General features: G+C 41.0%; 15 protein-coding genes. 12 read left to right on the top strand and 3 right to left on the bottom strand.

Features of this window, described 5'->3' with window-relative positions:
* Positions 1–50: 50 nt before the first annotated feature.
* Together ACJJIW_RS12345 and ACJJIW_RS12340 are read right to left on the bottom strand one after the other, a co-directional pair.
* Positions 51–446, bottom strand: a complete 396-nt coding sequence (locus ACJJIW_RS12345) for a hypothetical protein (protein ID WP_282931766.1) — start codon at positions 444–446, stop codon at positions 51–53.
* 1,175 nt (positions 447–1,621) lie between these two features.
* Entirely contained in the window at positions 1,622–1,786 is a 165-nt protein-coding gene (locus tag ACJJIW_RS12340) for a hypothetical protein (protein ID WP_444935319.1), read from the bottom strand.
* Positions 1,787–2,233: 447 nt separating this feature from the next.
* On the opposite strand from ACJJIW_RS12340, the gene ACJJIW_RS12335 reads away from it, so the two are divergent.
* The 12 genes from ACJJIW_RS12335 to ACJJIW_RS12280 all read left to right on the top strand — a co-directional run bounded on the left by ACJJIW_RS12335 (position 2,234) and on the right by ACJJIW_RS12280 (position 10,625).
* Positions 2,234–2,557: a hypothetical protein gene (locus tag ACJJIW_RS12335; protein ID WP_444935318.1), complete on the top strand. Its 324-nt coding sequence runs from the start codon at positions 2,234–2,236 to the stop codon at positions 2,555–2,557.
* A 152-nt stretch (positions 2,558–2,709) separates the two neighbouring features.
* The gene (locus ACJJIW_RS12330; RefSeq protein WP_444935317.1) at positions 2,710–3,081 is read left to right on the top strand and encodes a VOC family protein; all 372 of its coding nucleotides are present in this window, start codon (positions 2,710–2,712) and stop codon (positions 3,079–3,081) included.
* 546 nt (positions 3,082–3,627) lie between these two features.
* Positions 3,628–4,059 carry an MAPEG family protein gene (locus tag ACJJIW_RS12325; protein WP_444935316.1) on the top strand — a complete coding sequence of 144 codons (432 nt, stop codon included), beginning with the start codon at positions 3,628–3,630 and terminating at the stop codon, positions 4,057–4,059.
* A gap of 88 nt (positions 4,060–4,147) precedes the next feature.
* Positions 4,148–4,528, top strand: a complete 381-nt coding sequence (locus tag ACJJIW_RS12320; protein ID WP_444894596.1) for a hypothetical protein — start codon at positions 4,148–4,150, stop codon at positions 4,526–4,528.
* A gap of 93 nt (positions 4,529–4,621) precedes the next feature.
* Positions 4,622–4,957 (top strand): hypothetical protein, encoded by a 336-nt coding sequence (locus ACJJIW_RS12315; protein ID WP_282931760.1) that lies wholly within the window; start codon positions 4,622–4,624, stop codon positions 4,955–4,957.
* Between the two features lie 110 nt (positions 4,958–5,067).
* On the top strand, positions 5,068–5,394 hold the full coding sequence (locus ACJJIW_RS12310; RefSeq protein WP_282931759.1) for a hypothetical protein: 327 nt from the start codon (positions 5,068–5,070) through the stop codon (positions 5,392–5,394).
* 127 nt (positions 5,395–5,521) lie between these two features.
* Complete coding sequence (locus ACJJIW_RS12305; RefSeq protein WP_282931758.1) at positions 5,522–5,767, top strand: VF530 family protein; 246 nt, start codon at positions 5,522–5,524, stop codon at positions 5,765–5,767.
* A 537-nt stretch (positions 5,768–6,304) separates the two neighbouring features.
* Positions 6,305–6,769 carry a hypothetical protein gene (locus ACJJIW_RS12300; protein ID WP_444935315.1) on the top strand — a complete coding sequence of 155 codons (465 nt, stop codon included), beginning with the start codon at positions 6,305–6,307 and terminating at the stop codon, positions 6,767–6,769.
* A complete protein-coding gene (locus ACJJIW_RS12295) occupies positions 6,766–7,071 on the top strand; it encodes a hypothetical protein (RefSeq protein ID WP_282931756.1) in 306 nt (101 codons plus the stop codon). Before ACJJIW_RS12300 ends, ACJJIW_RS12295 begins: the two co-directional genes overlap by 4 nt.
* Before the next feature lie 806 nt (positions 7,072–7,877).
* On the top strand, positions 7,878–8,648 hold the full coding sequence (locus tag ACJJIW_RS12290; RefSeq protein ID WP_444935314.1) for an alpha/beta hydrolase: 771 nt from the start codon (positions 7,878–7,880) through the stop codon (positions 8,646–8,648).
* Positions 8,649–9,558: 910 nt separating this feature from the next.
* Positions 9,559–10,023: a YhfG family protein gene (locus ACJJIW_RS12285; RefSeq protein ID WP_444935313.1), complete on the top strand. Its 465-nt coding sequence runs from the start codon at positions 9,559–9,561 to the stop codon at positions 10,021–10,023.
* Positions 10,024–10,034: 11 nt separating this feature from the next.
* Positions 10,035–10,625, top strand: coding sequence for a putative adenosine monophosphate-protein transferase Fic (locus tag ACJJIW_RS12280; protein WP_444935312.1), 591 nt, complete (start codon positions 10,035–10,037; stop codon positions 10,623–10,625).
* A gap of 318 nt (positions 10,626–10,943) precedes the next feature.
* Here ACJJIW_RS12280 and csrA read toward each other — a convergent pair whose 3' ends face one another.
* Positions 10,944–11,132 (bottom strand): carbon storage regulator CsrA, encoded by a 189-nt coding sequence (csrA, locus tag ACJJIW_RS12275; protein ID WP_444912421.1) that lies wholly within the window; start codon positions 11,130–11,132, stop codon positions 10,944–10,946.
* Between the last annotated feature and the right edge of the window lie 814 nt (positions 11,133–11,946).

Here is an 11,946-nt window from a genome sequence, read left to right as displayed (position 1 = left end):
AGATGACGACTATGAGCCATCAATGAATTCCGAAAATATAATAATACTGTTTATGCACCTTCCCGGTACCAAACAACGAGGTGTGCTGAGTGACTCTTGGCGTCGATCATAGACAGTCGTGAGTAGTATGCCTGTACGGAATTAAGGGTTTCATTCAGAAAATTGACGGCATTTTGATACATTGTGCTATATCCGTCTGAATCGTTGAAGGTTTCGTAATTCCAAGTCTGTGACAATGTATCAACTGAGCCAGCGGGTGCCGCGTCGTCTGTGTAAATAATGACACTCCGGCAATTGCCGCCATGTTCGTTTGAACTTGCGATTTTTACCGAATCGCGACCATTCTGGCTTAAGCTATTAAGGCTATTTTGTACCTGCCCCCACAAAGTATCGCTGTCTGACTCACCATCTGCGTAGGATTTATAGATGTAAGTGTTTGTAGCCATGTTAGTTCCCATTAATATTTGTGATATATACAGGCACAGGCCTGCCCATTTTTTAACAAAAAGCCTTCTTAATACTGCGGAAAATTTTTTAAGATAAAAGGTAATTTAAGCGCCAAACACTACAGCTTTCCCGATCAGTTTTTACTTATAGATACTGACAGGAGATTAAAAGCAATTGACGTTTAAATAAACCTATTAATTAAAAATACTACAAAAAAACATTTAAACCATAGGCGGTAACTGAGAGAGCCTGGCCCTTCACTTTAAAATTTATCTGAAATCGCCTATGGAGAATCTAGTAAACACTATTCTAAATTCAATGTCGATAGTCATGAAAACGCAAAGAAAATCTGCAGCCATTTAATTACAGCTTATAGCACTTAGATTTGAATTTTTCAGCCAAGATTGACACTTAAGTATTACCCCTCCCACAAGGTAAATGCCTTAAGGCATTTATCCTTGGACGCTAACGCTCTACAAAATATTTATTGAATTTCAAAGAGTTTTAAAAAAGAAATGATCCACAACCACCAGGAATAAGCGCCTCAAGACCACCTCCACAAAACAGATAGATTGCAGTTTTTTTCTCTAACCTAGTAATTCAAAGATATTTTTACTTAATAGTTGAATTTTTGTTAAATAGGGATATACGGCCGGAGATAAGTATCTTGAGGCGTATATTAAATCTGCAATGGCGCCATAATGCCATCTACATTCCGCCAATCTGATATTCTTCACAAACACAAAGGGAATTTATATTCCTTAAAATCCTGGAAACCACTTGGGAACAGATGTTAAGAAAATTCGCACAAACATGCATTTAGCTAAGTTAGAACTCTAATCCCCCCGTCCATCAAAAATGCCAAAACGAATTGCTACAATTGACATCCTACACTCCGTTTGTATTGTGCTAGAAAACATTAGCACAATACAAGCTCCATTCAGGCCGCAACTGAGCAACGCGTTAGTGCTATCAAAAATCGAAGAATTTGCATTAGGAGGTAATGTAGCTCATAATCTTGTATCGTGATAAAAAAACGGCAAAACCTCGATTATCACTATTTCTCCTGCATATAATCATAAAGAATGAAAATCCTTTAAAATTGCTAATATTCAAGAACGATATGAGCAAGATTTAACTAATGGAGAAGACTTGCTTGAATATCCATTGCCTATTATTGGCTTTGCTTCCAAAAGACTGCCGAGAGATAATTGGAGTTTTTGCCTAAATGCAGCAGATATTGAATGGGGATTTTTTTCTGATTGACCGGAAAATGCATAGCAAAGCACTCTTGTTCGGCACTACCGTGGCTGGAGCCACTGATACGCATCCGCTTCACAGCAGTCACAAAGCTTGGCGTTGTAAGCCATGATAAGAAAGTGCCCACAATGTGGAAAGCAAGCGGTAAAAGTCAGAATGCTGTCTTTTTCAAACCGCATGCACTGTGAAAAGTGCTTCTTTCAGTACGAGTACACTTCGTTGTCAAAATGGGTACTCGCATTTATAGGCGCCATTATTCCAATGCTGGCTATTATATTGGGTTTGGCCAGTAAGAGTTGGGTTGTGTTCGGTATAGTACTTATCTTAGTCCCGTTTCTGAGCGAGTTACTGTTTGCAAAGTACTATGCTTTAAAGCCTGTAGGTGTACGAGCGTTAAGGGCAAAGTTACGTGGTAAAAGATGATAACAAGTTTCTCAATTTCGTTCCGACCGCGAAAAGCGCGGCCTCCACAGGATAGCCTGCGCGTTACTTCGGCTGCTCATTAGCAAAGCGTTGGACTTATTTGATGATTCACAATATATTTAAAGTAATGTTTCTGGCTATCCTCTTAACAGAGATCTCCACTGCTACAGCTACTTCGATCGGTTTTTGCACGCCTCATGTGGAGTATTTAGGAGAGCGAAATATTGAAGGCAGCTTTGTAATGGTTCTCACTATTGCGAAGAATGGAAGATTGATTGATGCTAAACCAGAGGATATTAATCCTAAAGAATTACGCGCTTATGCAAAATGCTTGGCAAAGCATTCAAATTATTACCTATCTACATGGCTGCCAAATCCAAGTGAAGGGCTGCATAGAATTCCAGTTTTATTTAAAGTAGAGACGTAACTTCTTCTGATCCGTTTAGAGTGCATCAGTCTAGCAAGCACAAGCAGTTATGTGCAGGTTGCTGCGCTCCCATTTTTTTACAAAACGTATTTAGCATTGGTCGCCACTGTTGTGGCCGTCATTTATCATAAATCAATAAAAGAGGATATATTTTGATAAAACTCTCTGTAAGTATTGATGTTTCTAATATTAAACAAGCTGAGAAATTTTATATTGAAGCTCTTGACTGTAAAAAACTAAGGGATCAAGGTGGAATGTCAGTAATTTCAGTAGAGAACTGTGATATTTATCTACAAGAGAAAGAGGCTAGATCAGTAGCAGTCCCCACCGAGACAGTTGAGCGAAATTATTCTCGCCATTGGACTCCCGTTCATATTGACTTTCTAACTGAAAACGTAGATGAAATAGTTAAGCGAATTGTTAAACTAGGCGGAAAGCATGAAGGCGGAGAAAGAGGTGACTGGGGTACAATTGCATATTGCTCAGATCCTTTTGGTAATGGGTTTTGTGTAATTAATGAGTAAAACACATACCAAGGACATTAGTCGATCAATGCTGGCTGGGCCTATTGGATGTATATTCTTGTAGAGGCAAATGTTGCTACGAGAGATTGCATTCTAGAACTAGATTTAGAGAAAAAATGGATCAAATATTCTAAGGAAACAGGGAATTTCCCTCAAGACAATCCCTTTAAAAAAGGAGATCCAAGGAGAAATGTGTGGTATCTTAAAACCTGTGAAGGAACTTATAAGGAGATATGGGTGGACCCTAAAAGTCTCTAATTCTCTCGCGTGAAGAATCCCTTGCTATTGAGCCTGGTATTAAACCCGAATCTTTTATATTTTTGAATGATACCGATCTGAGAGTATATTTCGAGAATGAAATCCAAGTTGTATCGACAAGAGTTCCACCGAAAAAACAGCCATGAAAACAAAGCCTAACAAGGCCGATCAGTTTGTTCCAGGCCTCTAGCCTTACGCGGGACGACTAACACTCCAGCTGCTCCTGTTGTGGTCATTATGCTCTGTTCAGTTCTCTAACATCAATAAATAATAAAAAGGAATCAACGAATGATTGAAAGTGCCCAAATAATTCAGCCTGTAATTGCCTTGATAGCTTGGTCAATGGTTATGTGGTTGTGGATGTACGCAACACGATTGCCTGCAGTGAAGAAAGCTAAATTAAAGCTTGATCCGAATGCTCCTCGCGGAGAGCAAATGTCAACCCTGCCTCCCCATGTTCGTTGGAAAGCTGATAATTATAATCATCTCATGGAGCAACCAACTATTTTCTATGCTTTGGCAATATCACTTGCAGTCCTTGGCGCAGGAGATGGCATAAATTTTATTCTGGCATGGACATATGTCGGTATTCGAGTAATTCATAGTATTGTGCAAGTAACTTTTAACAAAATTGAAATCAGGTTTTTAATATTTGCTCTATCAAACATTCCATTATTAGCCTTAACAGTGAACGCTGTGCGAATCACATTCATGCAATAAAACCAGTGGGCATAACAAGACGTCGGCGTTCGGCAGCAAACTGCCAGGGACGCCTACGGCGCCCCACAACTTCGTGTTAGCACCGTATATGAAAGTACATATACCTTATGAAGAAAGATCTGGAAGAAATCCGGATTTTGTAGTCAAGTACAAGATAGACTTATCTGAAGAGAATAAAAATGCCAAGCCGGGACAAGGAATGAGAGTGGATTTTCTTTATGACGGGGATGATCCGCAAGTTGAAGGTATACACATGATCTGGCCAGAGATTCTTGATGAAAATAGCAGAGTCATAAGAGATACTACTCCAGGTAATATTCCTAATGAAGGCTTTGCCAGTATGTGGATATTAAGTGAAGAGCGCCGTGAGTATCACCATAAAAGGCTTAAGATTGGTACAAAAGGGACTTGGTGGCGCGGTGGTCGCATTGCTAATGTCACGGTAGTTCAGATCAATGCTGTTAAGTAGTACTTACAAATTGTGGCACAATCGCCCACAAAGGATGCGGGATGGACTCGCTACACGTCGTTCCACTCGCCTGTGTATAAGGCGTTAAAAGTTATGAAAATAATCGCAGCATTAATTTTGACTGCCCTATCTTCTAGTGCCTTATCATATCAGGCAGTTTCAATAGCGGTCAGATCTCTATTAGAATCAGGGAATACAGATAGCTTCGTTCACGTCGGAAACAGCACACAGTCAGAATTCAACAAGCGGCGAAGCATTAGCTCGTTATGCACCCTCAACATTCTCGAAGGTGATGCCAAACAACCAATAGGTGCTGGTAGCGCTAGCAATCATGCTCTTATTATCTGCCCTGGCTTTAGAGCTCTCGGCATTCGTTTAAAACCTGAAGAGTCTGGCAAATACCATATATTGGGTTACTGGTCCCAGTAAGCTTTTAACAAGTTGCTGCATCCCACCACCTATACTCCGTTCGCTTTGTGCTGTACGCTACGCTAGCACAAAGCGGTGCCGGTGCAAGGCGTTATGTGTAAGGAAGAATTGTGGATGTAACTACACTGAGAGAAAAGCAGGAAGAGTTATTTCAGTCAGGTAAAATCAACAAGGCTGAATACAATGAGCTCTCATCGATTCACCAGAGGATATCTGAAATATCATCGAAGACTGAAATGAGCCCAGAGGAAGCTGAAAAGATAGGTGAACTATTGCAATCTAGCTCAAATATTCTATTAAAAAATGCTATCGAAACAGATACCACCTTTACTCAAAAGTTAACAAAACGAAGTAATCAAAGATTCAAACAATGTATCACTATATTACTTATATCCACATTTATTAGTATATCAATTATAATTATTAAAGGGCTTTAAACACATAGCAAGTTTAGGGAAAGGACCGGCAAGCCTGTCAACTAATTTCATTTGCGATTACGTGCCAACTTCATCAGACCATATTCACGGCATTATACGTCATTAAACATAGAGTATTAATTGAAAAATGAGTAAAGATCAACCAAATAATCCGCTACACGGTATTACTCTTGAGAAAGTTGTTACACGTTTGCAGGAACATTATGGCTGGGATGGTTTGGCAGACAGGATCAATATCAATTGCTTTAAGAGCGACCCATCAATTAAGTCTTCGCTCAAGTTTTTACGCAAAACCCAGTGGGCACGAGATAAAGTCGAGGATCTGTATATCTCAACTTTTGAAAATAACTCTCCGTGGGCTAATCGTAAATAAGCACTATTTGGTCACTACATAGATGTCGCTGTGACAAGGCAGGGACAGGCGCATAAATCGGGTAGCCGGTAGTTTTAGCTACCAGCTCCCACGCTACCCATCGTGCCAATCCGCAATAGCGGCTAGCTGGTCCTATTTATGAATCAGCGGCCACGCTGACAGCTTCACGGCAGCAAGTTAAACAGATCTCCCCAGATAAGAACGTAAACTTTCACTAAACAACTGCATTACTTACCCTACCCGTTAGATCACGCAGCTTCGGTGTCCTTGGCCGCCTCCCCTCCAGGCTAAGCCTTATATGATGTTTCTGTTCGTCAGCTCGTAGTTTTGCTAGCGGCTCCCTCCCCACAAGACCTCATGGTGTTGCAGTTGCCATTCGCTAGTAGTTAGCATTTAATGAAACCCATATAATGGTGACCCTCATACAGGGAGGCTATTACCCGATTAGTCCACACCTATGCTGAGCGTACCAAACACAGGCACGATCGCACACTGCGTGTGCTGGCAACGTTAAGATTTTAGACATGGAATGTGAATATGGAACAGTTTCGGATAATTCAAGATATTCGAGAGTACATTAAAAGTTATGATGCTTTTTTTGCACGACCAACACAAAGAGGTGAGCATCCGACTCTGTATATGGATGATAAACAAGGTAAAACATACAACAATATTCGAGAGAAAGATTACCTTTTTTCACAGTGTAAGCAATGGGATATACCGCATTCTCAAATGGGGCTATCGTTTTCGGCTCATTGGCAGCACTTAAAGGATCAGTACAAACTAAAAAAGAAACATGCCAAAGGTAGCCCAGTCGATGTATTTTGGGTAATAGAAAAATGTGATTTACCAGAAGGACTTGAATTTATCGCTGACGAGAGGGATAAACAGCATTATTTCTTGACGGTCACTCGAAAAATGACCACAGCCCAATTACATCAAAAGCTCATTTGGCTTGCTGACAGAATGTCGGTTATTAGGGAGGCACAAGACGCTCTATGATCAAATATAGGTTCGAAGAAGAAAAAGATATTATTCTTCACTACGCAAACGTCCTCGACGATCAAAAAACAAGCCTTATAATTTCTAAAGGTATGGTTTCTGATAGAGACGAGGCGTTTCATTTAGCAAAATTCTTCTGGTCTATGGTTGACTTATCTGTAGAGGATATAGAGGAAGAAAGATTAGTTTGTGGCCATAAAGATCTTGAGGCTTGGAACGAATACATAATGAACTCCCTACGTTCATATCTACGCTCAAGTGGCTATGCAGATGAATGGGAAAGAGCTACGGACCAATCTTAAATCGGATAACCGGTAGCTTTTTGCTACCGGTTCCCACACCACCCATCATGCGGGTCCGCAATGAGTGGTTCCCTATCCGTAATGAATCTCTACCCAACGATAGTGTCGAGCAGCTCTTCATTTGAGCTAAGCATAATGGCGGTATCCTACCTCAACTTTATCCGACTGGAAGGCTAGCCCACTCTTTCAACTCGTAGAGTTTAGGTTCAGGCCTTAACTCTGTCCAAGGTATTAATCTTGGCACTTAGCTACTATGCCGTCAGCTAACTTCTATTTAATCATCGTGGTCAATGCTGATTGAGGAGCTGCTGTGTTTCACTGCTTTTTGTCTATACCCTCGAAGGTGGCTAGCGGGTTGGGTCTACTTTTGAACTAGCGGCCACACTGACAGCTTCACAGCAGCAGGCTTAACAGATCTCTCTAGATAAGAACGTGAACTTCACCAAACAACTGCATCATTTACTCTACACATTAGATCACAATGCTTCGGTGTCCTTGACCACCTCCCCTCCAGGCTAAGCCTTATAGGATACTTATATTCTTCAGTCCGTAGTCTTACTAGCGGCTTCCTTCCCACAAAAGTCACGGTGTTGCAGTTGCCATTCGCTAGTAGTTAGCATTTAATGAAGCCCATTAAATGGTGATCTTCCTATAAGGGGCTTTCACCCCATTAGTTCACGCCCATGCTGGGCGGGCGTACCAGGTTAAGGTGTCGGACGCTTCGCGCTGCAGTTTGAGGCATTAACTGCTTTATTAGCAATTTTACTTGTAGGTGGAAAATCAAGAATACAAAAAGAGGAATTTCATTGAAAACTATATTCTCATTAGTAATATTCTTAATATTTACGACATTTGAAACTGTTGCTGAAGAAGTTGATACAAAAAAAGATTATCACACCTTTGTTTTGGTACATGGTGCTACAGGCGGTGGATGGGACTGGAAAGAGGTTGGTAAACACCTTAGCGCTAAAGGTCATACCGTCTACAGGCCAACACTGACGGGGTTAGGTGAAAGGCACCATCTTTCCTCTCCTGATATTAACTTAACCACACATATCAACGATATCGTTAACCTGATTATTTTTGAAAAGTTGAAAAATGTGGTACTTGTAGGTCATAGCTATGGTGGCATGGTAATCACCGGAGTTATCGATCGTATTCCAGAACGAATTCATCATGTTACATTTTTAGACGCGAAAGTACCTGAGGATGGCATGTCAATGATGGAGGGGCAGCCAATACCAGAGGAACATAAAGTGGTAAATGGTCAAGTTCACTTCTCATGGATTGATGTTAATTCCGAATTTCCACGAGATGTTACGCAGCCATTAAAAACACTTACGGAACCTGTATCGTATAAGAATCCTCTGGCCAAAAAACTCAATGTCACTTATGTAGCTTTTATTCCTGAGGGGGTGTCGAAAGCCGATAGAGCTAAAGATCCCTCTTGGCATCGGGCAGTAGAGCGGAAATGGACAATTCGTACATTTAATGGTGATCATGTGATTTATCGGGCCAAGCCCAAAGAATTTTCAGAGATGCTTGAAGAAACCGTAAACGATACAAATAATATTTAAATATTTTGTGGCACGCAGTTAAATCGGGTAGCCGGTAGTTTTTAGCTACCGGCCCCCACACCACCCATCGTGCGGGTCCGCAAAAGGCGACTCCCTATCCATAATAAACCTCGACCCAACGATACTGTCGAGCAGCTCATCACCTGAGTTGAGTGTCATGGCAGTACGCTACCTCAACTTATCCGACTGGAAACATATCGGCAGGCCAGCCCTGTCTTTTAACTCGCAGAGTTTGGGTTCAGGCATTCACTCGGTCCAAAGCATTAATCGCTACTATACCATCGTCCAACTTCTGCTCAATTAGCTTGGTCATTACTGACCGAGGCGCTATTATGTGCACCACTTTTATCTCCGCGATGGCGGCTAGCGGGTTGGCCCTATCTATGAATCAGCCGCCACGCTGACAGCTTCACAGTAGCAAGTTAAACAGACCTCCCCAGATAAGAACGGGAAATTCCACTACACAACTGTATCATTTACTCTTCCAATGAGATCTCATAATTTCAGTGTCTTTGGCAGCCCCGCCCCCTGGCTAAACCTTATAGGATGCTCCTGCTCTTCAGCTCGTATCTTGCTAGCGGCTTTCTCCCCACAAAACCTCAAGTGTTGCAGTTGCCATTCGCTAGTAGTTAGCATTTAATGGAACCCATTAAATGGTGATCCTCCTACGGGGGACGTTCACCCCATTAGTCCACGCCCATGCTGGGCGTACCAAGTTGCTGCATCCGACAGCCTACACTCCGCTCGCTTTGTGCGATTCGGTACACTATCCGAAGCGACTCCATTCCAGCGGCAATAGAGTAGGGCGTTAAAAGCTTCGTTCGTATTTAAAAGGTATGTGATATTCTAAAGAGCAAAAAAACTGTATGATTGACATGTAGGAAAAAGAATTAATGACGGTAGAGAACTAATGAAAAATATCAGCTCCATACTTGAAGCGAAAGACCTGGACGAACTAAAGGCTTTAGGTTCTTATAAAGAAATAAGAGATTCTCTACAATCAAAGATAGATATTAATTTAAAAGTTAATGGGTGGGTAGCATTAGATAAAAGAATTAGGTCCCTCAAGTCTTTGGTTTCAAATAATAAAGAAAAACTGACGGAAATTTGTGAATTTAGTAATTTCGAAAATGCAAAAGCATCTGTTAATGAACTGCTTGACTTAAAGATTAAAGCTAAAAGCAAGGACGATTTCAAGAAAAAGATCTCGAAGTTAATTGATGCCTTTTATCAAGGTGAATTTGACCCCTACGCTCGCTTTGAGGAAACTAAGATAAGAAACTTTAAAAGTAGTTCAAGATTAGAAGGCATAGAATTAGAAGAGCCTGACGAATCAATAACCATAGAGTCAATATTGTCAAAATATAGGGAGTAAGAAGAATATTTATGGATAAATACGATGCAACTAACGATCACTATTGCTATCAAGGGACTTCTGTACTCAAGAATAAGCTCAATATTCAGAAAATGGATAAGCTTGAACAAGCTGAAAGAGAAATATCAGCGTTAACTGTCAAGAGAGTTAGATTTCGACCACCTCCCTACAATCTGGATTATATGAAGCTTCTTCACCGCCTATTATTTATCGATCTATACGATTGGGCTGGTGAGCTTCGAAATGTCGATATATCTAAAGGCGGTACGCGTTTCTGTAATTGTGGCAGGATAAGAGCAGAATCTCAAAAGTTGTTCAACCAACTAGAAAATCAAAATTGGTTGAGAGGGCTTTCAAGAGAACAGTTCTGTGCAAAACTAGCTGAATTCTACTGTGAGTTTAATATGATCCATCCATTTAGAGAAGGTAATGGTCGGGTCCAGAGGTTATTTTTTGAGCATCTGGCATTGCATGCAGGTTTTGAGCTTGATTGGAATGATGTGAGCAAGGCGGAATGGATTCAAGCCAATATTGATGGAGTCAACGTAAATTACGCTCCTATGGAAAAGATTTTTTTGCGAATTGTTTCTTTCGCTCAATGATGCTTTTAAATCAGGTAACCGGTAGTTTCTAGCTACCGGCCCCCACACCACCCATCGCGCGGGTCCGTAGCGGGCGATTCCCTATACGTTGAATCTCTACCTAACGATAGTGTTGAGCAGCTCTTCATTTAAATTGGAACAATCTTGAGTACCCATGAATTGGACACCTATTGCATATTGGTAGGTGAGTTCAACACTAACCCAGTGATTACATCCAGCAATTAGGGGGCGCTAGCAAAGGCACCCTATATCAAAACCACTACCTCACCATGGTTTTGACATGGATGCTTTGGGAAATCTGTAGCCACAGCGGGGCTATCAACGATCTCCTCTTCGGAGTGCCCGTTCCTTTTGTACACGTATATATATTTCTTCACGGTGAACAGGTAGGGATTTGGGAGCAAGTATGCCTATCTTCACTTGATTACCTTTAACTTCCAGTACGGTAATTGAGACATTTGCTCCAATCCTTAAGTTTTGACCCGTCCGGCGCTTTAAGATCAACATATTTGTTTCCTCTAAGACTCAAACCATTTGTAGGCCACCCTTAATGGAAGGCTTTGTAAGTAACTTTTTGAGGAAATATGAGGTGGTGCACGAGAACGGTAGGCATAGAAGAAGAAAAGGCGGGCACTACGCTCCCAGAGCTTGGAGAACCTCTCCAAACTGCTCAATACTCTCCAATTTATTGAAGACGAGCGGGTTTCTAGCGTATGATCCATATAGCCATTTTGATAGTCTGCTTATCAATTTGGTTAGCTGGCCCCTGGTGTTCGAGCACCTCGGGTCAGCGCCTTTTACTTGCTTTTACGTCACAATACCGCTCCCCTTTGACAGGCTGATTTTAGAAAAATATTGACTCGGTTAAATTTCTTTGGTAGCTGGCGTTTTAAGAGGCGGATCGACGCCGACCAAAATACCAATAATCATCTATTGATTTTACGCAGCTTTGACACTAAAACAAACTTAATAAAATCCAATAAGATTATTTTTGTGCCTATATTTTTTAACTTTACGCTTTGAATAATCTGAGTTATTTACAAAACAAATCATTTAGCCTGGTGCTTTTATTAAGCTCACACCAAGGAACTCAGAAGAAAAGATTATCAATGCTGTCACTTACCACAAGCGCCTTTCTGCTTACAGGCAAAATTGCTTAGGTTTTTTAATATGTTGCTGAGGATTTTAGGTAACCATCCTATTAGGAATAGTAATGGCGTTATTTTTATACCCTTTAGGGATTGGACTTTTTGATGCGACACCCCCTAAAAATTTACTTCACTCAAAGGGTGAAACTGTAAATTCTAAATGTTCTTAGGGT

The sequence above is a fragment of the Microbulbifer maximicatervae (SeqCode) genome, assembly GCF_052467815.1.
This window is presented reverse-complemented; position numbering and strand designations above follow the sequence as displayed.

Excerpts from the sequence above, each read along its gene's own strand:
- ACJJIW_RS12295 (WP_282931756.1), top strand. The coding sequence starts at position 6,766 with ATGATCAAATATAGGTTCGAAGAAGAAAAAGATATTATTCTTCACTAC.
- ACJJIW_RS12280 (WP_444935312.1), top strand. The coding sequence starts at position 10,035 with ATGGATAAATACGATGCAACTAACGATCACTATTGCTATCAAGGGACT.
- ACJJIW_RS12345 (WP_282931766.1), bottom strand. The coding sequence starts at position 446 with ATGGCTACAAACACTTACATCTATAAATCCTACGCAGATGGTGAGTCA.
- ACJJIW_RS12335 (WP_444935318.1), top strand. The coding sequence starts at position 2,234 with ATGATTCACAATATATTTAAAGTAATGTTTCTGGCTATCCTCTTAACA.
- ACJJIW_RS12325 (WP_444935316.1), top strand. The coding sequence starts at position 3,628 with ATGATTGAAAGTGCCCAAATAATTCAGCCTGTAATTGCCTTGATAGCT.
- ACJJIW_RS12300 (WP_444935315.1), top strand. The coding sequence starts at position 6,305 with ATGGAACAGTTTCGGATAATTCAAGATATTCGAGAGTACATTAAAAGT.
- ACJJIW_RS12305 (WP_282931758.1), top strand. The coding sequence starts at position 5,522 with ATGAGTAAAGATCAACCAAATAATCCGCTACACGGTATTACTCTTGAG.
- ACJJIW_RS12315 (WP_282931760.1), top strand. The coding sequence starts at position 4,622 with ATGAAAATAATCGCAGCATTAATTTTGACTGCCCTATCTTCTAGTGCC.
- ACJJIW_RS12285 (WP_444935313.1), top strand. The coding sequence starts at position 9,559 with ATGAAAAATATCAGCTCCATACTTGAAGCGAAAGACCTGGACGAACTA.
- csrA (WP_444912421.1), bottom strand. The coding sequence starts at position 11,132 with ATGTTGATCTTAAAGCGCCGGACGGGTCAAAACTTAAGGATTGGAGCA.
- ACJJIW_RS12320 (WP_444894596.1), top strand. The coding sequence starts at position 4,148 with ATGAAAGTACATATACCTTATGAAGAAAGATCTGGAAGAAATCCGGAT.